The organism is Paenibacillus sp. JT31N17, assembly GCF_056269255.1.
The window spans coordinates 199,495-220,542 of the sequence record NZ_JBWDNP010000013.1; the positions used below are offsets into that span (position 1 = coordinate 199,495).

Annotated in this window: 17 protein-coding genes; 14 read left to right on the forward strand and 3 right to left on the reverse strand. The window is 52.6% G+C overall.

Annotated elements, in window-relative coordinates:
* Positions 1-17 precede the first annotated feature (17 nt).
* Positions 18-401, forward strand: a complete 384-nt coding sequence (locus AC0YOB_RS29560; protein WP_475771440.1) for an Asp23/Gls24 family envelope stress response protein — start codon at positions 18-20, stop codon at positions 399-401.
* A 158-nt stretch (positions 402-559) separates the two neighbouring features.
* Here AC0YOB_RS29560 and ftsW read toward each other — a convergent pair whose 3' ends face one another.
* Together ftsW and AC0YOB_RS29570 are read right to left on the reverse strand one after the other, a co-directional pair.
* Positions 560-1,729 carry a putative lipid II flippase FtsW gene (gene ftsW, locus AC0YOB_RS29565; RefSeq protein WP_475795840.1) on the reverse strand — a complete coding sequence of 390 codons (1,170 nt, stop codon included), beginning with the start codon at positions 1,727-1,729 and terminating at the stop codon, positions 560-562.
* 16 nt (positions 1,730-1,745) lie between these two features.
* Entirely contained in the window at positions 1,746-2,090 is a 345-nt protein-coding gene (locus tag AC0YOB_RS29570) for a YugN family protein (RefSeq protein WP_475771438.1), read from the reverse strand.
* Positions 2,091-2,322: 232 nt separating this feature from the next.
* Here AC0YOB_RS29570 and AC0YOB_RS29575 point away from each other — a divergent pair, with 232 nt between their 5' ends.
* From AC0YOB_RS29575 to AC0YOB_RS29620, 10 genes are all read left to right on the forward strand, one after another.
* The gene (locus AC0YOB_RS29575) at positions 2,323-3,522 is read left to right on the forward strand and encodes a M20 metallopeptidase family protein (RefSeq protein ID WP_475795841.1); all 1,200 of its coding nucleotides are present in this window, start codon (positions 2,323-2,325) and stop codon (positions 3,520-3,522) included.
* A gap of 163 nt (positions 3,523-3,685) precedes the next feature.
* Positions 3,686-4,450 carry an ABC transporter ATP-binding protein gene (locus AC0YOB_RS29580; RefSeq protein WP_475795862.1) on the forward strand — a complete coding sequence of 255 codons (765 nt, stop codon included), beginning with the start codon at positions 3,686-3,688 and terminating at the stop codon, positions 4,448-4,450.
* Positions 4,451-4,465: 15 nt separating this feature from the next.
* On the forward strand, positions 4,466-6,286 hold the full coding sequence (locus tag AC0YOB_RS29585) for an FtsX-like permease family protein (protein WP_475795842.1): 1,821 nt from the start codon (positions 4,466-4,468) through the stop codon (positions 6,284-6,286).
* 103 nt (positions 6,287-6,389) lie between these two features.
* Entirely contained in the window at positions 6,390-8,120 is a 1,731-nt protein-coding gene (locus AC0YOB_RS29590) for a DNA repair helicase XPB (RefSeq protein WP_475795863.1), read from the forward strand.
* Positions 8,113-9,873 carry a hypothetical protein gene (locus AC0YOB_RS29595; RefSeq protein ID WP_475795843.1) on the forward strand — a complete coding sequence of 587 codons (1,761 nt, stop codon included), beginning with the start codon at positions 8,113-8,115 and terminating at the stop codon, positions 9,871-9,873. Before AC0YOB_RS29590 ends, AC0YOB_RS29595 begins: the two co-directional genes overlap by 8 nt.
* Before the next feature lie 161 nt (positions 9,874-10,034).
* Positions 10,035-10,496 carry a YlbF/YmcA family competence regulator gene (locus AC0YOB_RS29600; RefSeq protein ID WP_210040027.1) on the forward strand — a complete coding sequence of 154 codons (462 nt, stop codon included), beginning with the start codon at positions 10,035-10,037 and terminating at the stop codon, positions 10,494-10,496.
* A gap of 24 nt (positions 10,497-10,520) precedes the next feature.
* Positions 10,521-10,784: a YlbG family protein gene (locus AC0YOB_RS29605; RefSeq protein WP_210039983.1), complete on the forward strand. Its 264-nt coding sequence runs from the start codon at positions 10,521-10,523 to the stop codon at positions 10,782-10,784.
* 184 nt (positions 10,785-10,968) lie between these two features.
* Complete coding sequence (locus AC0YOB_RS29610) at positions 10,969-11,406, forward strand: hypothetical protein (protein WP_188992175.1); 438 nt, start codon at positions 10,969-10,971, stop codon at positions 11,404-11,406.
* A 151-nt stretch (positions 11,407-11,557) separates the two neighbouring features.
* Entirely contained in the window at positions 11,558-12,469 is a 912-nt protein-coding gene (locus tag AC0YOB_RS29615; RefSeq protein ID WP_475795844.1) for a selenium metabolism-associated LysR family transcriptional regulator, read from the forward strand.
* The gene (locus AC0YOB_RS29620) at positions 12,460-13,314 is read left to right on the forward strand and encodes a PHP domain-containing protein (protein ID WP_475795845.1); all 855 of its coding nucleotides are present in this window, start codon (positions 12,460-12,462) and stop codon (positions 13,312-13,314) included. Before AC0YOB_RS29615 ends, AC0YOB_RS29620 begins: the two co-directional genes overlap by 10 nt.
* 64 nt (positions 13,315-13,378) lie before the next feature.
* Here the strand turns inward: AC0YOB_RS29620 and AC0YOB_RS29625 are convergent, their stop codons facing one another.
* Positions 13,379-15,187: an Rqc2 family fibronectin-binding protein gene (locus AC0YOB_RS29625; protein WP_475795846.1), complete on the reverse strand. Its 1,809-nt coding sequence runs from the start codon at positions 15,185-15,187 to the stop codon at positions 13,379-13,381.
* Between the two features lie 157 nt (positions 15,188-15,344).
* On the opposite strand from AC0YOB_RS29625, the gene AC0YOB_RS29630 reads away from it, so the two are divergent.
* The 3 genes from AC0YOB_RS29630 to dapF all read left to right on the forward strand — a co-directional run bounded on the left by AC0YOB_RS29630 (position 15,345) and on the right by dapF (position 21,045).
* A complete protein-coding gene (locus tag AC0YOB_RS29630; RefSeq protein ID WP_475795847.1) occupies positions 15,345-18,140 on the forward strand; it encodes a calcium-translocating P-type ATPase, SERCA-type in 2,796 nt (931 codons plus the stop codon).
* Between the two features lie 185 nt (positions 18,141-18,325).
* A complete protein-coding gene (locus AC0YOB_RS29635) occupies positions 18,326-19,465 on the forward strand; it encodes a serine hydrolase domain-containing protein (RefSeq protein WP_475795848.1) in 1,140 nt (379 codons plus the stop codon).
* 749 nt (positions 19,466-20,214) lie between these two features.
* The gene (gene dapF / locus AC0YOB_RS29640; RefSeq protein WP_475795849.1) at positions 20,215-21,045 is read left to right on the forward strand and encodes a diaminopimelate epimerase; all 831 of its coding nucleotides are present in this window, start codon (positions 20,215-20,217) and stop codon (positions 21,043-21,045) included.
* Positions 21,046-21,048: the final 3 nt, after the last annotated feature.

Consider the following 21,048-nt stretch of genomic DNA (forward strand, 5'->3'; position numbering starts at 1 on the left):
AAAGAGGAGTGTGTGGCATGTCCGATGAAGTTCTTACCGGCATTATTCGAATTGCAGATGATGTAGTCGCCACCATCGCGGGGCTGGCTGCGCTTGAAACTCCAGGGATTGCCGCTATGTCGGGCGGAATATCAGAGGGTCTTGCCAAACGGCTGAGCGGTAAAAATGTTCAAAAGGGTGTAACCGTCGAAGTTGGACAGCTCGAAGCAGCTATCGATTTGCGTGTTATAGTGCAGTATGGCATTCCGATTCAAGAAGTATGCCGCAGGCTGCAGGATAATGTTCGCGAGGCTGTAGAGAACATGACCGGCCTGAATGTCGTGGAAGTTAACTTAAAGGTGGAGGGCGTTGCCTTCAAGGAAGACAACGAAGCGGAAGAAACTATGACCCGAATTAAATAATTCATGAGAAACCGTCCCATGTCCGGGCGGTTTTTTTTGTGCCGGCGGGAGGGAAGGATCGGAGCTTTCCGGGGCTGCAAAGGAAAAAGCCGACAAGGCTCATCGCTTGTCGGCTTTGAAGAATTCTTAACCAATCCGGTGCAGAATGGTTCACCAGCTTAACTGGCGAACCGGTTGCTGTTCTTCTCCGGCTTGTCATGCTCGCGGGATATGCTGAGCAGCACACCGATGCAGGCCAGAGAAACAAGCAGGGAGGAGCCGCCATGACTGATGAACGGCAGAGTAACTCCGGTAAGCGGCATGGCACCGGTGACACCGCCGATATTAATGATGGTCTGTACGGCGAGCAGGCCCACTATGCCTACACCTACAACGGTTCCATAGCTGTCAGGACACCGCAGGGCAATGATGAGCCCGCGCCAGAGGAAGACCAGATAAAACAGCAGAAACAGCGCACTTCCGAGAAAGCCGAATTCCTCGGCTATGACCGAGAAGATAAAATCGCTGTAAGCATAAGGCAGATACTTCAGCTTCTGCACGCTGTGGCCAAAGCCGGCGCCCGAGAAACCGCCGTGTCCCAAGGCTTGGAGAGATCGCGATAATTGATAGGTACTCCCAAGCTCATCGGCCTCAGGATTTGTAAAAGCCGTAAAGCGGTCGATCCGGTAGTTCCAGCCTGTAGGATCCTTCATCATGGAGATGCTTGCCCCTGCAACGACAATCAGCGAAATGACCACGCCGGCCAGGAAGAGCTGCTTCAGGTTGGCGCCGCCCGCTACAATGATGATAATCGAGCATGCCGCTATAACAATACAAGAGCCCAAATCCGGTTGCAGCATAATCAATCCGCAAATAAAGCCGATGACAATAAATACAGGGACAAGCCCTTTTTTGAAATCCCGGAACTTCTCGCCTTTCTTGGTGATCAGTGAGCCCAGGTAAAGAATAAGTCCGAGCTTGGCAAATTCCGTCGGCTGTATGCCGAGCGGTCCGATATTGAACCAGCTGCGCGCCCCGTTGATTTCTTCACTGACGAATGGAACAATCATAAGCATTATGATAACGGGTACAAAATAAAGAATGTAGGCCTTCTTGAAAACGGTGTAGGGAATGTTCATGATGATAAACATGATCCCGGTCCCGAGCACCGCCCAGATCAGCTGCCGTTTGGTGAAATAGAGCGCGTCATAGTTGTAGTTCTCGGATATGACAGCGGTGTTGGAGCTGGCGCTAAAAACCATCACAAGACCAAAACCGACAAGCACAAGAGTCAGGACGAGAAGTAAAAAATCCGGCCTGCCGCGCAGGCCGTTCGTCTTTTGTTTCATCCGAGGAACAAGCCTGTTAGGCGAGTAGTTTCTTTAATTCTTGCAGCCGTTGTGTAGCCGCATTCAAGATCGGCTGCGGAATGGCTGATTCATAATCAAGCCCGTGCGGAAAGGTAGCCCTGCCTATGTATACGGCTTCCACTTTCAGAACGGTGTGCGGCGACTCCAGCTTGCCCTCAATTGCGCGGACATTAAAACGCAAGAAGTAGTCTTCGCGGTTGGCGCTGTCTTCCAGTTTCAAATCATAGGTTGCGCGATAATATTCCCACTGCCAACGGACGAAGCCGAGCTTGTCCGCAGATTCGTCGAGATGCGCAAGGTCGCTTGTCATGCCGTTTAGGCCAGTATTCTCAATAATCATGGATGGATCCTCCTTCAAACGTAAGGGACGTATCTGTACTCACTTCTTATCCATGATAGTATTTTTCACTTACTAGTGCAAGCCTGACTCTGGCGCTGTCTGCAGGCCAAAAGTGACAGCTTTACGAAAAATGATCGCCGAAAGCGGCGAAACAACTTTCAGCACCTTCCATCCTTCTGGTACAATAAGCAGTAGAGAATAAGTCTGGTGTGAGCGAGGGAGGTTTGTGCGCATGGGAATAAATGAAGAAATCGACGCAATGCTGCAAACCGGATATCCGGATATGGTACAGTGGAGGAGATATCTGCACCGGCATCCGGAGTTGTCCTTTCATGAAAAAGAAACATCGGAATGGATCGCGGGCCAGCTGGCTGCATTCGGTTGTGAAGTGGCAAGAACCGAGGGCGGTTACGGCGTGGTCGCGACGATCAAAGGAGAACAACCGGGGCCGGTCATCGCTCTGCGCGCCGACATTGATGCCCTGCCGATTCAGGATGAGAAATCATGCGAATATGCATCGACGGTTCCCGGAGTCATGCATGCATGCGGACATGATGCGCATACAGCGACGATGCTTGGAATAGCGCGGTATTACAGTGCCAATCGCGTGCAGCTGCAGGGGGAGCGGCGGCTGCTGTTCCAACCGGCCGAGGAACTGACGCCAGGAGGCGCACTCGGCATGATCCGCAGCGGCGTGCTCGCGGATGTGGATGTCATATACGGCGTGCATTTGTGGACACCGTTGCCTTATGGTGTTGTGGCGACCCGCAGCGGGCCGCTGATGGCGTCTCCCGATGAAATCTATATTGATATTACAGGCCGCGGAGGTCACGGCGGGATGCCTCATGAGACGGTGGATGCAGTGCTGGTCGGTTCGGCGATGGTACAGGCGCTCCAGACGATAGTAAGCCGCAATATAAACCCTCTGGAGCCGGCCGTGGTCTCGATAGGCTCCTTTCATGCAGGCTCAACCGGAAATGTGGTTGCCGAGCGCTGCAGGCTGACCGGGACGGTCCGCACTTTCAATGAGGAAACGAGAAGCCGGATTAAAGCGCGGCTTGAGCAGATTGTCAAGCAAACGGCAGAAATGCATGGCGCAACAGCCGAGCTTGATTACCGTTTCGGATATCCGACGGTAGTAAACGATCCTGCAGAAGCTGAGCGTTTCTTCGAGGTTGCCCGCCGCCGGCTGGGCGAGGAGGCAGTAAAGGAATCGACGTTGATTATGGCAGGGGAGGATTTCTCTTATTATTTGAAGGAAATTCCCGGCTGCTTCATGTTTGTCGGGGCCGGCAATGAGGAGTGCGGCGCTTTCTATCCTCATCACCATCCCAAATTCGACCTGGACGAGCGGTCGATGCTGGTCTCGGCGAAACTGATGATCGCGATGGCCGAGGATTATGCATCAGCTAACGGTTCAAAACAAGATTAATCACTTATAGCAAGCCAGGTGATCCGGCGATGTTGTGCGCCGGGTCTTTTTGCGTTTACCTCTTAATAATTCTTAATTTTTTCGTAATACCTCCTTACGGATCATTTTCTATAATAAACAGACTAGCCAAGTAATCCGCTTATGAAAAAAGGAGGCGCCAATGATGGTATTACCGGTAGTGGACGTCAGAGACGTTAAGAAGGTATATGGGAAAAAAAATGAACATCCATTTCTGGCGTTGGATAATATTTCGTTTTTGATTCAGAAAGGAGAATTTGTGGCGGTTATGGGTCCCTCCGGATCAGGGAAAACAACGCTGCTTAATGTGATTTCGACGCTGGATTCCACTTCACAGGGGAGCATCAAGATTAACGGAACCGATATTGCGGGGATGAAAGAGGATCAGCTTGCGGATTTTCGCTCCCGGGAGCTGGGTTTTATTTTTCAGGATTTTAATTTGCTGGAGAACCTGAGCGTTTATGAGAATGTGGCGCTTCCGCTCTCGCTGCAGAACATGCCTTCCAAAGAAATCGGGATCAGAGTGAATAAAGTGCTCGGCACCTTAGACATCGCGGGAATTGCCGACAAATACCCTACGGAGATTTCAGGCGGGCAGAAGCAGCGGACTGCTGCCGCAAGAGCGGTTGTGCATGAGCCGGCGCTCCTTCTTGGCGATGAGCCCACAGGATCCCTCGATTCCAAAAATGCGATGAGCCTGCTTGAGGTCATGAAGAGTCTGAACGAGAACCAGGGAATCTCCATTATGATGGTGACCCATGATGCTTTCAGCGCCAGTTATTGCAGCCGGATTCTGTTTATACAGGATGGCCGGATGTACAAGGAAATACGCCGTACAACGACGCGGGAAATCTTTTACAGACAAATTCTTGATGTTCTGGCGGAATGGGGCACGGTGCAGGATGAATAAAAAGGAGGTGCCCGAGTGTTAGTCAAACTCGCTTTAACCGGCATGACAAGCAAGTTCAAGAATTATGTTGTCTTATTGGCGGGTCTAATCATGGCGATAGCCATTTTCTATATGTTCCAGACGTTGGCCTGGAATAAGGAATTTATTAAAAGCAATTCGGTAATCAATCATATAGAGCTGGTTTATTTGATGGGCTCCTTTCTGCTGTCGGTTGTGACCTTTTTTTATATTATTTATGCCAGCTCGTTTCTCTTCTCGCTGCGTCAAAGGGAATTCGGCATGTACATGACGCTCGGAGCCAGGAAGAAAAAAATCAACATGCTGCTGTTTATTGAAAATATGGTCATGGGCGGTATTTCTTTATTGCTTGGCATCGCTCTTGGAATCGGCCTTGCGGCCGTGGTCGGCCAGCTGATGGCGTCGCAGCTTGATGTGGATCTCGCAGGCTATCATCCGTTATTCGGATCCTCTATCGCCATTACAATTATTTTCTTCATCGCGTTGTTTCTGCTGTCCGGCTTGTGGAATTATGCCAAGCTATCCCGCATGCGGCTTCTGCAGCTGATACATGCGGACAAGCAGCCGGAGCGTATTCCGGTCATGAGCCGGATGAAATGGTTCATAAGCGTGTTAGGTATCTTGGCGCTTGGGATCGGTTATGTATGTCTCGTATTTATGGAGCAGCTTAGGGAAATCGGGCTGCTGGTGGCCACCGTCATGACCACGCTTGGGACGTATTTGATCTTTATCTCGCTGGTGCCGCTCTTCATTAACCGCTTGAAGTCTGATAAAAATCAGGCGAATAAAGGAATTCATGCCTTTACATTCGGGCAGTTAAGCTTTCGAATCAATGGATTGACCAAAATGCTGGCGACAGTTGCGATGCTCATTGCTCTCTCGGCAGGAGCGATTTCCGGCGGAATGGCATTCCAGAACAATGCTTTTATCTCTGCCGAGAATTATAAAATCTATGATGTCACCATCCATAACCCGACAGCGGAAGAGCAAAAGCTTCTAAGCGGCACAACGTTCACCGAAGAGCATGTCTATCATTACAAGGTGCACGACCAGACGGTATATTTTCTGCTTGAAGATATGGAGAAGGGCCGTCCGCTGACACATACCGGAAACACGCAGAAGGAGTGGGACCAATATACGAGGCTGGCCGACAAGATAGCGCCTGGTTCAATGGATGACGGCTCTTTGTCTCAAGAATGGATCAATTTCCTGTATGAGCTTCAGCCTCCTGCCGTAGAAGTCGTGCAGATGCAGCTGGTGGATGCCGGGGCATTCAATAAGATTGACGCAGCGAGCCATATGGCCATGATCGGCAAGACAGAGGGTTTCACCGCGAATCAACAGACATGGAAGCAGCTTGACCAGATGGAAGCGAAGAAATACGAAAATATCGGTTATTATCCGCAGAGTAAAAATGAATACTATCAAAGCAAGCTCGGCTTTGCCAGCGGGACAGTATTCATGGGCTTCTTCCTGGGAATCGCCTTCCTGGCGATGATGGCCAGCTGTCTGATGTTCAAAATTCTCAGCGGCGCGAGCCGTGATGTCAATCGCTACCGGATGCTTCACAAGATCGGTGTGCGGCGGAGCAGGCTGTCCGCTTCCATATATAAAGAGCTGTTTCTGGTGTTTTTGATTCCCGGAGTCGTAGGATTGTCCCATGTGCTTGTCGGCATGAACTTGTTCTCGTTCATTCTGGTGAATCCGTATTACCGGATCTGGATTCCGCTTGTAATCTTTGTGGTCATCTATACGATTTATTATTTTCTCACGGTCTATTTGTACAAACGGGCAGTTCTTCCTGGAAAACAAGTATAAAAACATCAAAATATCTCAAACTATAAGAACATGATGGTTTGCGTGCTGCCGGCAGTGCCAAGCGGCTCGCAAGCAATGTTTTTAGGAGATGATGAGCTTGTTTATGCGCAAGGACCGGCCTTTGATTGTACAGGGCGATTTCACCGTGCTCCTTCATGATCTGCATCCGGACGCGGAGGAGGCGCGCGAGCAGCTGTCCTGTTTTGCCGATTTGACCAAGCGTCCGGGAGACATTCATACCTATTGGATCACGCCGTTGTCGCTGTGGAATGCAGCAGCATCCGGGATGGGGGCCGATCAGATTCTCGAAGCTCTCGGCGCCCACAGTCGGTACGAGCTGCCCGTCAAAGTAACGAGCGGCATCCGCATGCTGACGGAACGCTACGGCAAGCTGACCCTTGACCGGTCCGAGGAGGGCGATCTCGTATTGTGCGGGGACGAGACGCTGCTTGGCTCTCTGACGGAGGATGCCACAATCTCCACATTGCTGACTGCCGGAGAGAAGACGGGCCAGCGTCATGCCAGTCCGGAAAACCGCGGGAGCCTGAAACAGGAGCTGGTCCGCCTGGGTTACCCGGTCATAGATCTCGCAGGCTACCGGCACGGGGAGTCCCTGCCCGTCCAGCTGCGTCAACAGACGCTGGGAGGACGCGGCTTCCAGCTGCGCGATTACCAGAAGCTGGCTGTGGATCTGTTCTACCGGGAAGGAAGAGAGGATGGCGGGAGCGGGGTGCTCGTTCTGCCGTGCGGGGCAGGGAAAACAGTTATCGGCATTGCCGCATTGGCCAGCCTGGGCTGTGATACTTTAATCCTTACCTCCAATGTCACCTCGGTCAGGCAGTGGAAAACGGAGCTGCTTGATAAAACAACCCTGGATGACAGCGATATCGGAGAGTATGCAGCCTCTTCGAAGCAGGTGCGACCGGTTACGATCGCGACGTACCAAATTCTAACCACCCGCCGTCAGAAAGACGATGAATTCACGCATATGAAGCTGTTTCAGGAGAGGAACTGGGGACTCATCATTTATGATGAAGTCCATTTGCTGCCTGCTCCGGTCTTCCGGATGACTGCCGAGCTGCAGGCTACACGGCGTCTGGGGCTTACGGCTACGCTTGTTCGTGAGGATGGTCGGGAGAAGGATGTGTTTTCTCTTATCGGTCCGAAGCGATTCGACATGCCCTGGAAGACCTTGGAGTCCCGTCAGTGGATTGCCACGGTCCACTGCGCCGAGATCCGCATTCCGCTCTCCACGCCGGAAAAACAGGAATATGAGGCGGCAGAGGCCAAATCCAAATTTCGCATTGCCGGAGAGAATGGAAGGAAAATCGATGCGGTCCGGACCTTGCTGACGAAGCACGAAGGCAAGCCGGCGCTTGTCATCGGCCAATATTTGCAGCAGCTCCATGCCATGGGAGAGGCCCTCCAGGCGCCTGTGCTTACAGGCGAGCTCCCCCATGCCGAGCGCGAGAAGCTTTACGATTTGTTCAAAGAGGGCGCCATTCCGGTGCTGGTCGTCTCCAAAGTGGCGAATTTTGCAGTCGATCTGCCAGATGCGGCGGTGGCGATTCAAGTATCCGGAAGCTACGGGTCCCGCCAGGAAGAGGCCCAGCGGATCGGCCGTATTCTCCGGCCCAAGCCCGGCGACAACAATGCCTGGTTCTACACGCTGGTTTCCCAGGATACCAAGGAAGTGGATTTCGCGCATAAGCGCCAGTTGTTTCTGCTCGAACAGGGCTATCATTATGAAGTGAGCGACTGGCGGCTGGATAAGAACAAGTGGAAGCGTGAGAGCTACGTTCAGTGGGATGAGAGGCGGAAAATCAATGAATAGCCGCCAGGTTGCCAGTCGTCTGAATGAAGCAGAGCTGCAGCAGTACGCCTCGGCTCCCTTATGGGCTTTGCCGGGAGTTGCGATGCCCTGGCCGGAAGCGCTGCGCGACAAGCCGAGCCTGGCTGCCGCCTGGTCGTCTATGCCGCGGCCAGCTGCGGCGGCGCTCAAGATCATCGTTGGGAGATTTGGCGCATTGCCCTTCAAGGAGGAGCAGATGCTGGGCTTCAGCGAACCGGGAATTGCCGGAGCGGATTATCGGATCGGGCTTCTCATGCTGGCCGAATCAGGCATTATTTTTGCGGTACGCAAAGGTTGGGGCGAGAAGCTGTATTTTCTGCCGCGCGATACCTTTCTGCCCTGGCACCATACGCTGTTTGCATCCTTCATTTCCCCGGCAGCAGGCGCTGTCGGGGATGCGGATATTATTTTCGAAGAGAATGATGTTTATATCCCGGAGCTGGGACTTCAGCTGCTTCATGTACTGGCTGAGCTGGTGCGGTCGGGTATGCACAAGACGGTCAAAGGAATGCTGACCAAAAGGACAATTGATAAATGCAGCAGCCAAATGATCGTACAACCAAGCGAACTGTCCCTGATTGGATTAAAAACAGTTCCGTTTGCCGAATACCCGCTCCCGCTGGCATTTGCCCTTGAGATTGCATCCCGTAAAGGGTGGCTAAGCGAGAATGCAGATGCGTTCAGACTGCATTCCGGCCGTTTGCAGGAGTGGTTTGAGCTTACAGGAGAGCAGAGGGAGTCCGGGCTGCTGCAGCTCATCATCGAGCAATATGCGGTTCTTGACAGCTCCATTGCGGGCGCAGCTGCAGTCACAGCCGCTCTGGGAAGCGGACAATGGTATAAGATCTCCGATGTGGAGAAGCAGCTGGAACAACACGCCTTCGCGGGGGACAAGGAAGCGCTGACGCCTGCGCTGCGATGGGTCGGTCTGATGAAAGCCTGCGGTTATATGGAGCTGATGACAACAGCGAGCGGCGACGGATTCTTCAGATGGCTTATTTCGCCTGACTTAGTGCCGACTCAGTGTGCCAAGGAGTTTGCAGAGCCGATTGCGGTCTCTCCTGACGGGGATATTTACGTATCCGCCTATGTGCCTGCGGCAGTCAGATGGGAACTGGAGATGGTATGGGAACGCAAAGTCGTCGATGTGATTACGATCTATCGGGTAAACGAAAAAGCGGCCGTCAAAGCGATGGAACGAAGGTTTACCTGCGGGGATGTCATTGCCATGCTGGAGCGGGCGGCGGATCAGCCGCTGCCGGAGCCTCTCCGCTTTGCCATAGAAGGGTGGATGCAGCAGGATAACGTCACGGGGCATATGGAGACAAGAGCCCGCCAGCCGCTTGATGGAGTTCATCCGCCAGAAATCAAGCTTTATTTTCAGGATCCCTGTGCGCTTCATGCCTATGAGCTGCTTACTGAAGTGCCTTCAATCAGGTCCTTGTTTGGCGGGCTTGAGGAGGTGTCCTCCATGTGGGTGAAGCAGCTAAGATCTTATCATGTCTCAACCCGCAGGGAACTTCTGGAGAAAGCGCTCAGCTGGAGAACGGCAGTCAAGCTGCAGCGCGAGGAAGGCCTGCAGCTGTTTGTGCCCCATGAAATCCAGGATTACGACGGGCAGTGGGCCGTTATCGGCCATATTCATGGGGATGGTGCGGATATGCGGTCTCCGCTTCGTCTGAAACCGGATATGTGGGGGGAAATGATGCTGGTCATCCCGCTGGAAAGCGATTGAGGGCCAGGGCTTGGATCAGGCGGCAAAAGCCCCCGTTTCTTCTTGAAACCTATTATGGTATGATAGCAAGTAGGCGAAAGCCTAACCTTCATACCAAAGGGGTGGGTACAGTGCAAGCGATACCAATGACTGAGCCTGCCGAGTTTGCAGGAAGCGGTGCGATGCTTGATTTCGTTCCCGATCCATCGCCCTCGCTCGATATGGCAGCATTGCTCATCAACGCTTATGAAATAGGCGACATGATTAATCAATCGGCGGAAGTTGCCGAATATGCATACTGGAAAACAGCAGTCGATCAGAGCCAGGAAGTCAAGGCGCTGATCCGGAAGTTCGAGAAAGCCAAGGAGCTCTTCGATGAATGCCAGCGGTTTGGACGGTTCCATCCCAACTTTCATGAGGCGAAGGATAAAGTGAAAGCTATCGAGAAAGAGCTTGCGGCGATTGAATGCGTGACCCGCTACAAAATCGCGGAGCAGGCGGTGGATGAGCTGCTCCATGACATTGCCAAACAGATCGCCGGCTCAGTGTCCGAAACGATCAAGGTGCCAGGCAACGAATCTTCCGGCGGAGGCTGCGGCGGAGGCGGCTCCTGCGGATGCAGCACTGGCGGAGGCTGCGGATAAGGAAAAGGAGGACGATCGCGAGCTATGTTTTCAGAACGTACCGGCTATATTATTTGGGTCAATGATATCAAATCGGCCCGTTCATTGGAGAAATACGGCAACATCCATTATATTTCAAGGAAAATGCATTATGTCGTGATGTACATGAACAGCGATCGGGAAGAAGAGATTATCCGCAACATCCAGCGACTGCCTTTCGTGAAGAAGACGGAACGTTCTTACCGGAACGAAATCAAGACCGAGTATGAGCGCAATGTTCCTGACAAAACACGGTTTTACAGTTTGTGATCTCACAAGCTTCCGATACCGGTCAACGGAGCGGAAGCTGTTTTTTTAAACTTCTATATCCATAATGTACCAGTATTGGTGCAGCTTTATTTTTATTTTGTATTATTGGACATGCATGCTACAATGGATATAATTATAAACATAGTTAATAAGGCCTACTTCCTGGGGAGGGGTGGATCGTGCGATGAAAGACAAGACGACGGAGAGATGGAGCACCTACGAATCATTTCATGTCGTGTTAGGGGACAAGAAAGTAGCGGATATCGTCATCACGAACCATGCCAAAATTCGCTGGGCGGATCGCGTCGAAAGTGAAAAAACCGGATTTGAGGATATCGCCGATTTCATGTGGCAGTGTCTGAAGCAGGGACGTATTGAGCCTTATTATCGCAATGAGCAGGATGTTTATTTGATCGATGACGATCTGGTATTTGTAGCGGAATTCGCCACTTTGGATAAAGAAACCGATTTGGCCGGCAATCCGCTCCACAAGATGATCGTCGTCACGTTTCTCGGGCGGATGTCCGAGACCATTGAACTACGCGATTTGAAATCGTATTATTCCTGGCTGAGACATTCCCGGCGAATGACCTTAATAAAAAACAGCAGAAAACGGAAATAATCGCCGCATATTTTGTTTAAATAATAAGCATGCGCTTCCAAAGAGCGTATGCTTTTTTCTGTGGAACCGCCTTTATTTCATGATTTGGGATTGGATACTCTTTGCATGGTTTGTTGTATAATGAATTTCAATGAGAGAAAGGATGAATGGGATGGCGCTTAATTTTCACCAGCTCCATATATTTTATACCGTGGCGGAGCGGGGGAGCTTCTCGGCTGCTGCACAAGCGCTTCATATGACGCAGCCTGCTGTAACGATGCAGATCCAGTCGCTGGAAGATTACTTTGGCACCAAGCTGCTTCAGCGCTCCACCAAGAGAATCGAGTTGACGGAAGCGGGCAGAGCCTTGATGCCGTTTGCCCAGCGCAGCATCGATCTGATCCGGGATACGGATGCCTCGATGTCGAAATTTACGAAACAGCTGAAGGGCCGGTTGCAGCTCGGCGCCAGTCTGACCATCGGCGAATATATTCTGCCCCGTCTGCTCGGACCGTTCGGCCAGGAATTCCCCCATATTTCAATCAGCATGAAGGTGATGAATACCGCTCAAATCATGGAGGAAATTTTGAACCATCAGCTCAATTTCGGTCTTATTGAAGCGCCTGTCAATCATCCGGACATGCATATGGAGGCGGTCATGAGCGATGAACTGAGGCTTATTGTAGGCAAATCCCATCCGCTGGCCGATGCCCGGGAGCTGGTTCTGGCCGATGTGCTGGAGTATCCATTTGTTCTCCGGGAGCAGGGCTCGGGAACAAGGCTTGTAATGGAGGAGCAGCTGAGGAACAAGGGTTTTGATCCCGCTGATCTGAAGATCGTGATGGAGCTGGGAAGCACCGGCGCCGTGAAATCGGCCGTCGAAGCAGGTCTTGGCGTTTCTTTCGTATCCGGATCATCCGTCAAGCATGAGGTTGCACTGGGTCTTATTCATACGATTCCGATTACGGACGCCAGCTTCAAACGCCAATTCTATTCGATTTATCTCAAATCCGCGCTGCTGCCTATTTCCGCGGTTACCTTTCTTACTTTTCTGCGTGAAAGGGATCTCCAGCAATGGCTATAGACCGCGCAGATCTCCACAGCCATACGACCGCTTCCGACGGACTGCAGCAGCCCCGGGAGAACGTGCGCATGGCCAAGGAGGCCGGACTTGCAGCAATCGCCATAACAGATCACGATACGGTCGATGGCATCGCGGAAGCGATCGAGGCGGGTAAAGAGCTTGGTGTCATCGTCGTTCCGGGCGTTGAAATCAGCACAGCCGCAGATGGCAGCGATATTCATATTCTGGGTTATTATACGGATTGGCAGAGCGAGTCCTGGCGCCTCAAGCTCGGCAGCCTGCTTCAGACGAGGGACCGCCGGAATCTGATGATTATCGAGAAGCTCCGCAATCTTGGGATTTCCATCACCTTGGACGAAGTGGTGGAGGAAGCCCGGAAGCAGGGCAAGGAGGGCGGAACGATCGGTAGGCCCCATATGGCCTCCTTATTGGTAGCCAAAGGGATTGTCGCTTCGATCCAGGAGGCATTCGACCGATATCTCGCCTCCGACGGAGCAGCCTTCGCGAATCCGCCGCGGCTTCATCCCTTCGAGGCCGTCGATTGGATTCGGGAGGCTGGGGGCACAAGCGTTATTGCCCATCCCGGATTGTATGGCGATGATGCGCTGGTGGAAGAAATTATCCGCCATGGCGCACAGGGAATTGAAGTCTATCACTCCGATCACGGCCCCGAGGATGAAGTCAGGTACATTAGATTGGCAGAGAAGTACAAGCTGATCATCACAGGCGGCTCCGATTTTCACGGCAAGCGTGAGGAAGAAGTCTTCCACGGGCCGATCGGGAACCGCACGGTGCATGTGGATGTGCTGAAGCAGCTTGATCCGGCCAGGAGAGGCAGCCTCTAAATTGCAGCGGAATATCAAAAGCGCCGCGACTTGTCTCTTTAGTCGTGGCGCGATTGGCGGCAATCTAAGTTTTGATCTGCGATGGCAGAGCCTTTAAGCGTTGTTCATCCGGTGTGATGAAGAGCGTTTTTTGATGATCGTAAATAACAAATCCCGGCTTTGCTCCGCTGGGCTTCTTCACATGCCGGATCAGTGTGTAATCCACCGGAATCTGGCTCGATGACCGCGCCTGGCTGTAATGAGCCGCCAGCATGGCCGCTTCCTCCAGCGTCTGTTCGTTAAATTCGGCTGCGCGGATAACGACATGAGAGCCCGGAATATCCTTGGTATGCAACCAGGTTTCGTTCGCAGAGGCTGTTTTGTTGGTCAAAAATTCATTCTGTGTATTGTTCTTGCCCACATAAATCGGAATTCCTTCCGAGGACGTATAACACAGCAGTGCGGGCCGGGTCGGCTTGCGCTTCTTCGTCCCCCGCTTGCTGCGGTCCCTCAAATACCCCTGTTCGACCAATTCCTCGCGTATTTCATCAATATCCGACAGCGTAGCGCTCTCCAGCTGCTGCAGCAGGGAAGCGATATATCGCATTTCCTCCTGCGCCTGATCCATCTGCTCGCCTACCACCGTCAGACTGTTCTTATGCTTGGTATATCTCTTGAAATATCGCTGAGCATTCTGCGACGGGGTGAGCTGCTTATCAAGCGGGATAGTGACCGTCCGCTGCTCCTCGTCATAATAGTCAACAACGTCAACCGACTCATCGCCCCGCTGAATCTGATGCATATAGGTGGTGATAAGCTCGCCGAGAATGCGGAATTTATCTGCGTCCTGAGCATCGTTTAGCGTCTCCTGCAGCTTCTCCAATTTCTTCACGTTCTTGTTGTACTCATTTTGCAGAAAACGAATCAGATCCGACACGCGCTGCTTCACAGTATCCCGGGTTGCTTTATCTCCATAAAAGGCTTCCAGGCAGGAGCTGATTGTATCGTAGCTCGCGGTTATGCCTGTTAAATGAGTAAGCGCAGTCACGGAGAATGCCGATTTTCCGGTAGTCTCATCTGTAATGATTTGCGGATCGTATTGTTGGTCGCGAAACGTGTTCATCATTTGGTCAAAAGCAGGCCACAGGACAATAGGATCATCGCTCAGCTTGGCCTGGATCCCGCTGCGGTGAACGATTTCTTTGGCCAGCAGCGGACTGATTCCGCTGAAGGCTGCCACCAGCCATTTGTCCGGTGACAGTACAGCGGGGGGAGCAGACGGCTTATCACTGAATTCAGTATCTTCCGGCCGCTGAAGCGCTTTGGCAGCCTGGGCTTCGATGATGGAGGCATACCCGCTCTCCGTTGTAACGGTAATCGGATCACGCTTATCCTGCTCCGGGGGCGCAGCGTACACTGCACCCGGCATCACGATCCGGAAGCTGCTGATTGCCGGCGTAACATGATGAATGCCGTCATGGATGATCCGGGTAGCGGCATCGATCAGAATGATATTGCTGTGTCTGCCCATGATTTCGATGATGATGGTTTTTAAGGAAATATCACCGAGCTCATCCCGCTGGCGTATGTCAATATGAATAATGCGCTCATTGTCGATCTGGCGGACATCCTCGATCAGACCGCTTTCGCAATGCTTGCGGAGCAGCATGCAGAACATGGGTGCCTGGGTTGGATTAAGAAAGGATTGCTCCGTCCAATGGACCCGGGGATAAGTGGGATTCGCAGAAAGCAGCAGCTTACTGTTTGAACCCCTGCCTTTAATCTGAAAAACCAGGTCATGGTCGGTGGGCTGATGTATTTTATGAATGCGCGAACCGATGCAGGATTGCAGGTCGTTTACGATCGCGCGGGTGACAATACCGTCTAAAGCCATGCGTGCTCAAATCTCCTTTGTAATGGTTCATCTCTCTATCATGCCATAGTTGGGACAAAAACTTAAGCCCCCGTTGGGATATTTTGCAGGTTGTCCGAATACATTTAGGCAATATAGGCTGTCCGCCGGGCGGCAAGTAACGGGAGGGAGACAGGGCATGGAACAAGGAAAGTGGCACCAGATGGGGACAGATGAGCTGGCACAGTCGTTTCAAGGATCCTTGGAGACCGGTCTTACGCCGGAAGAGGCAGCAGACAGACTCAGCCGTTTTGGGCGCAATGAGCTGACGGAGGGAAAGAAAGCTTCACCCTGGAAGCTGTTTTTTGGCCAATTCAAGGATTTCATGGTGCTTGTGCTCATAGGCGCAACGCTGATCTCAGGCTTGCTTGGCGAATATTTGGATGCGATCACGATTGTCGCCATTATTGTCATAAATGCGGTTCTCGGATTTGTACAGGAATACCGGGCGGAAAAATCGCTGCGTGCCTTAAAGGCGCTGTCAGCGCCGGCTGCGAAGGTCATGCGGGGATCCACGGTTATCGTTCTGCCCGCAAGCGAGCTTGTTCCAGGCGATATTGTATTGGTGGAGAGCGGGGACCGGATTCCGGCGGATATCCGGTTCATCGAAACCAACAGCTGTTACGCGGAGGAATCCGCTCTTACCGGAGAATCGGTTCCGGTCGGGAAGCACAGCCTGCCAATCAATGAAGCGGATCTGCCGCTTGGGGATCAGCGCAATATGGGCTTCATGGGAACCATGGTCACACGGGGTACAGCCAGAGGCTTGGTCATTCGAACCGGCATGGACACCGAGATGGGCAAAATCGCCGATTTGATCCAGCAAACGGATTCCATGGAGACGCCGCTGCAGCATAGACTGGAGCAGCTGGGCAAAATTTTGATCGTTGTCGCGCTCGGCTTGACTGTTATTGTGGTGCTTGCGGGTATCGTGCACGGTCAGCCTGCTTACGAAATGTTCCTAGCGGGAGTCAGCCTGGCTGTCGCCGCAATTCCAGAGGGGCTGCCGGCCATCGTGACCATCGCACTTGCCCTTGGTGTGCAGCGCATGATCAAACGGAGGGCGATTGTCCGCAAGCTGCCATCCGTTGAGACCTTGGGCTGCGCATCCGTGATCTGCTCGGACAAAACCGGCACATTGACACAAAATAAAATGACGGTCACCAATTTGTGGATTGGCGGACGTCAGATGCAGGTAACCGGCGAAGGATATGAACCGGTTGGCGCTATTATGGAATCCGGGAATGCACTCGATACAAAGCATGATCTGTCGCTGCGCCGGCTGCTGCAAATCGCAGCTCTTTGCAACAATGCTTCTTTGTCGCAGGTTGAGGTGGATTCGGACATCAAGCGCAAGAAAGGCAAAGATACGGCTGTTAATGAAGAATGGGTGCTCAAGGGTGATCCTACCGAAGGGGCATTGACCGTACTTGCCGCGAAGCTGGGCATCACGATGAAATCAATGGAAGGTCTTTATAAACGGGTTAAGGAATATCCCTTCGATTCCGAACGCAAGCGCATGTCCGTGCTCGTCACCCATCAGGGAGGACGGCTGATCTGCACGAAGGGCGCGCCGGACATGCTGATGGATCGCTGCGCCTATGTGCTGTGGGACGGCAAAGTCGTTCCGTTCACCTCAACGCTGAAGCAGAAGGTAACGGACGCAGGTGAAGCGATGGCGTTATCCGCAATGCGGGTCCTCGGGTTCGCATATCGCGATTTGCGGCCGCAGGACGCTACGGAGGTCGAAGACGACGTTGAATGCCAGCTGATTTTTGTCGGTCTGAGCGGTATGATTGATCCCCCGCGGCGCGAGGTGCGGGAGGCGATTGCAACCTGCCGCAGAGCGGGAATCAAGACGGTGATGATTACAGGAGACCACCAGCTTACGGCAGAAGCGATTGCCGGCCAGCTGGGCATCATGCCAAGGGGCGGCTTGTCCATCAGCGGCCAGCAGCTTGCGGCCATGAGCGAAGAACAGATGGATCGTCTCGTCGATAACATCTATGTCTATGCGCGTGTATCCCCCGAGCATAAGCTGCGGATCGTCAAAGCGCTTCAGCGCAAAGGCCATGTCGTCGCGATGACCGGCGACGGCGTCAATGACGCGCCGGCAATCAAAGCGGCGGATATCGGAATTGCGATGGGCATCACGGGAACGGATGTGTCGAAGGAAGCGGCTTCCCTTGTGCTCAGTGACGACAACTTCTCTACAATCGTAGCAGCTATTGAAGAAGGCAGGGGGATCTACGAGAATATCCGTAAATTTATCCGCTACCTGCTTGCCTCGAACGTAGGCGAAATTCTCACGATGTTCCTGGCGATGATGGCCGGTCTTCCGCTGCCGCTGGTGCCCATCCAGATTCTATGGGTGAACCTGGTTACCGATGGCCTGCCGGCGATGGCGCTGGGTGTGGATCAGGCCGAGAAGGATCTGATGCAGCATAAGCCGCGCTCAGCCAAAGAGAATATATTTGCCAGAAGGATGGGCTGGAAAATAATCAGCCGCGGTATTCTGATCGGCGTATGCACCCTGGCTGCCTTCTGGATTACCTTGAACAAGGATCCAGGCAGCGCGTCCAATTTAGTGGAGGCTCAGACGGTTGCTTTTGCCACCTTGGTTATGGCTCAGCTGATCCACGTATTTGACTGCCGCAGCTCGCGGTCGATCTTTCACCGCAATATTTTTCAAAACAAATATCTGCTGCTTGCCGTCCTGTCGTCCGTGCTCCTGATGCTGGGAGTACTGTATATCGAAGCGCTGCAGCCGATATTCAAAACCGTTCCGCTCGGCTTCCGCGACTGGTGTCTGGTGCTTGTAGCAGCCGGCATTCCGACCTTCCTCATGGGCATCGGCAGCGTGCTCGGCACCACGGAGAAGAAGAAGAACAAAAGCAACTGGCCGCTTAAAGGCTCCCGCACACTGACAAGATGAACCCGTAATATTGTGATTAAGCTGCACCCGGCGAGGGTGCGGTTTCTTTTTGTTTGGAGAAGCGCATATTTTCGGATTGAGCGGGGGATTTGTTTCGTTCAAATTCCGTTCATAATCGGGGTGTATGCTTCAATCTAGAAGTGGTGAGATGTTAAATAAAACCAAACTATAGAGGATGAGATGCTATGGAAGCTATTCAAAATCAAGTGCAGAGCCTGCTGGATGAATTGACTGGCAGCGGGAGGGAAGATGGTGTTCAAGTGGCCGTCTATCATCATGGTGTGCTGATCGTCAATGCCTGTTCCGGAACAGCCGACCGCAAGACGGGCCAACCGGTGGACGAAAATACGCTCTTTGTTGCTATGTCCTGCTCGAAGGGAATCACCGCAACAGTTATTCATTTGCTGGCCCAGCAAGGGAAACTGGATTACGATGACCGCATTGCAGACTATTGGCCCGCATTTGCAGTGAACGGCAAGCAGGATATTTCAATCCGGCAGGTACTTCGACATGAAGCGGGAATTCCCCAGATGCCCGAGAACAGCACCGTAGATATGATCTGCGATTGGGATGAAATAGTCAGGGAAGTGGAGCGGCTTGCGCCTGTTTGGGAGCCTGGAACCAAAACGGGCTATCACGGTTTTACCTTCGGCTGGATTCTGGGCGAGATTGCGCAGCGGGCCGATGGCCGCCCGTTTGCCCAAATTGTCTGCGAGGAAATTTGCAAGCCGCTCGGCATATCGGTGGAGCTTTACTTCGGTGCACCGGAGGCGGCGGAGCAGCGGATAGCCAGGCTGAGCGGAGAGCCGCTGCCGTGGGACGATATGCCGGATGAAATGCTGCTGAAAAGAATGCTGCCGCCGTCCGTCTCGCCAAATAACAATTTGTCAGCCTGGAACGGACCGCGCGTCCACCAGGCCGTTATGCCGGCATCCAACGGCATCATGACGGCAAATGCGCTTGCGAGGATATATGCCTCCCTGATCGGAGACGGTGTAGATGGTGTAAGGCTGCTGACACCTGCCCAGTCTTGGGCAGCTACCAGGCTGCAGACCGAGCAGCCGGATGAAATCTTCCTGGGCCTGCCCATCCCCAAGGCGCTCGGATACTGGCTTGGGGGAATCAAAGTAGGACTGACAGCAATGGGTTCCAGACAGTCCGCATTTGGCCACACCGGCAACGGAGGCATGATTGGATTCGCTGATCCCGAGCATAATCTCGCGATAGCGATCCTCAAAAACCGAATGACCTATAACCGCGGTGAGCAGGAAACGGATATATTTCTAACCACTAAAATCAGACAATTACTAAATCTCCCGATTTAACACGGCAACTCCCTCAAAACCCTGCCCGGTTTCACAACCGGAGCAGGGTTTGTTTCGAGCCCCAACGGGGCAACAGGTACCAAAGGTACATGGAAAGGAAGCGTGTCCCGCAAGGGACGTAAACGCTGCACGCTCATACCTGACTAATGAGCATCTCTGTCCATCCAACGTTATTCAAGCCCCAGCGGGGCACGAGGTACCAAGGTATATCGAAAGAAAGTGTGTCCCGCAAGGGACGTAAACGCTGCACGCTCACACCTGACTAAGGAGCATCTCTGTCCATCCAACGTTATTCAAGCCCCAAACGGGTCACCAGGTACCAAAGGTACATGGAAAGGAAGTGTGTCCCTCAAGGGACGTAAACGCTGCACGCTCATACCTGACTAAGGAGCATCTCTGTCCATCCAACGTTATTCAAGCCCCAGCGAGGCACGAGGTACCAAGGTATATCGAAAGGAAGTGTGTCCCGCAAGGGACGTAAACGCTGCACGCTCACACCTGACTAAGGAGCATCTCTGTCCATCCAACGTTATTCCTTCCGGGTGTCCAGAGGGCCGGGGCCCTTGGGGTCCCTCCTCAGGAGGGATTTAGGGAGGGAAAGTCAGAAGGAATCCCCCATTCCAAGGGGGACTTAAGGGGATATGTGCAAACAATGAGTGAAATTATCAATAGCCATCAGACACGCTTTGCGTTATGCTAATAAGAAATCTTACCTACTGTTTCCCTTATGGATAAAGGAGTGCAAGCTGATGAATTTTACAAAAATGCATGGGCTGGGCAATGATTTTATCATTGTCGCAGGCGAGGAAAGTCTACCAACGAACGCAGCAGAGCTTGCCGAGGAATTGTGCAACCGGTTTTTTGGCATCGGAGCGGACGGATTGGTCTATATCCTGCCATCGGAGATCGCGGATTTTCGGATGCGCATCATCAACTCAGACGGATCGGAAGCCGAGCAGTGCGGCAATGCGATCCGCTGCGTGGCCAAATATGTATATGACAAGGGTCTGACCGATAAACAGGACATTTCAATTGAAACATTGGGAGCCGGTGCCCAGCGGGTGCAGTTAACGGTCAGCGATGGCAAAGTACAAACGGTCCGCGTCGACATGGGGGCACCGATTCTGAACGGTCTTCAGGTGCCGACGACAATTGATGCCGAGCCGGTAATCAATCATCCAATCGAAGTGGATGGCCGGGAATTTCGATTTACCGCTGTTTCCATGGGAAATCCGCACTGTGTCATTTATGTGGATGATGCCGTCAATTTTGATCTTGCTGTCTGGGGCCCCAAATTGGAGGTTCATCCGTTATTCCCGCGTAAAATCAATGTGGAATTCGTAACCGTGCGGTCCAGAGATTTTACGGATATGCGCGTATGGGAGCGCGGGGCAGGGCCAACCCTTGCCTGCGGCACAGGAGCATGCGCTACCGTCGTGGCATCCGTACTGAACGGATATACAGACCGTACAGCGACCGTTTCGCTCAAAGGCGGGGATTTGTTTATCGAGTGGAATGAAGCGGATAACCATGTATATATGACAGGACCGGCAGCAGAAGTATTCAACGGAAAGCTGTAACGA

Bases quoted from the DNA above. Each gene is read 5' to 3' on its own strand.
- AC0YOB_RS29560 (WP_475771440.1), top strand. From the start codon at position 18: ATGTCCGATGAAGTTCTTACCGGCATTATTCGAATTGCAGATGATGTA.
- ftsW (WP_475795840.1), bottom strand. From the start codon at position 1,729: ATGAAACAAAAGACGAACGGCCTGCGCGGCAGGCCGGATTTTTTACTT.
- AC0YOB_RS29570 (WP_475771438.1), bottom strand. From the start codon at position 2,090: ATGATTATTGAGAATACTGGCCTAAACGGCATGACAAGCGACCTTGCG.
- AC0YOB_RS29575 (WP_475795841.1), top strand. From the start codon at position 2,323: ATGGGAATAAATGAAGAAATCGACGCAATGCTGCAAACCGGATATCCG.
- AC0YOB_RS29580 (WP_475795862.1), top strand. From the start codon at position 3,686: ATGGTATTACCGGTAGTGGACGTCAGAGACGTTAAGAAGGTATATGGG.
- AC0YOB_RS29590 (WP_475795863.1), top strand. From the start codon at position 6,390: ATGCGCAAGGACCGGCCTTTGATTGTACAGGGCGATTTCACCGTGCTC.
- AC0YOB_RS29595 (WP_475795843.1), top strand. From the start codon at position 8,113: ATGAATAGCCGCCAGGTTGCCAGTCGTCTGAATGAAGCAGAGCTGCAG.
- AC0YOB_RS29600 (WP_210040027.1), top strand. From the start codon at position 10,035: ATGCTTGATTTCGTTCCCGATCCATCGCCCTCGCTCGATATGGCAGCA.
- AC0YOB_RS29605 (WP_210039983.1), top strand. From the start codon at position 10,521: ATGTTTTCAGAACGTACCGGCTATATTATTTGGGTCAATGATATCAAA.
- AC0YOB_RS29610 (WP_188992175.1), top strand. From the start codon at position 10,969: ATGAAAGACAAGACGACGGAGAGATGGAGCACCTACGAATCATTTCAT.
- AC0YOB_RS29615 (WP_475795844.1), top strand. From the start codon at position 11,558: ATGGCGCTTAATTTTCACCAGCTCCATATATTTTATACCGTGGCGGAG.
- AC0YOB_RS29620 (WP_475795845.1), top strand. From the start codon at position 12,460: ATGGCTATAGACCGCGCAGATCTCCACAGCCATACGACCGCTTCCGAC.
- AC0YOB_RS29625 (WP_475795846.1), bottom strand. From the start codon at position 15,187: ATGGCTTTAGACGGTATTGTCACCCGCGCGATCGTAAACGACCTGCAA.
- AC0YOB_RS29630 (WP_475795847.1), top strand. From the start codon at position 15,345: ATGGAACAAGGAAAGTGGCACCAGATGGGGACAGATGAGCTGGCACAG.
- AC0YOB_RS29635 (WP_475795848.1), top strand. From the start codon at position 18,326: ATGGAAGCTATTCAAAATCAAGTGCAGAGCCTGCTGGATGAATTGACT.
- dapF (WP_475795849.1), top strand. From the start codon at position 20,215: ATGAATTTTACAAAAATGCATGGGCTGGGCAATGATTTTATCATTGTC.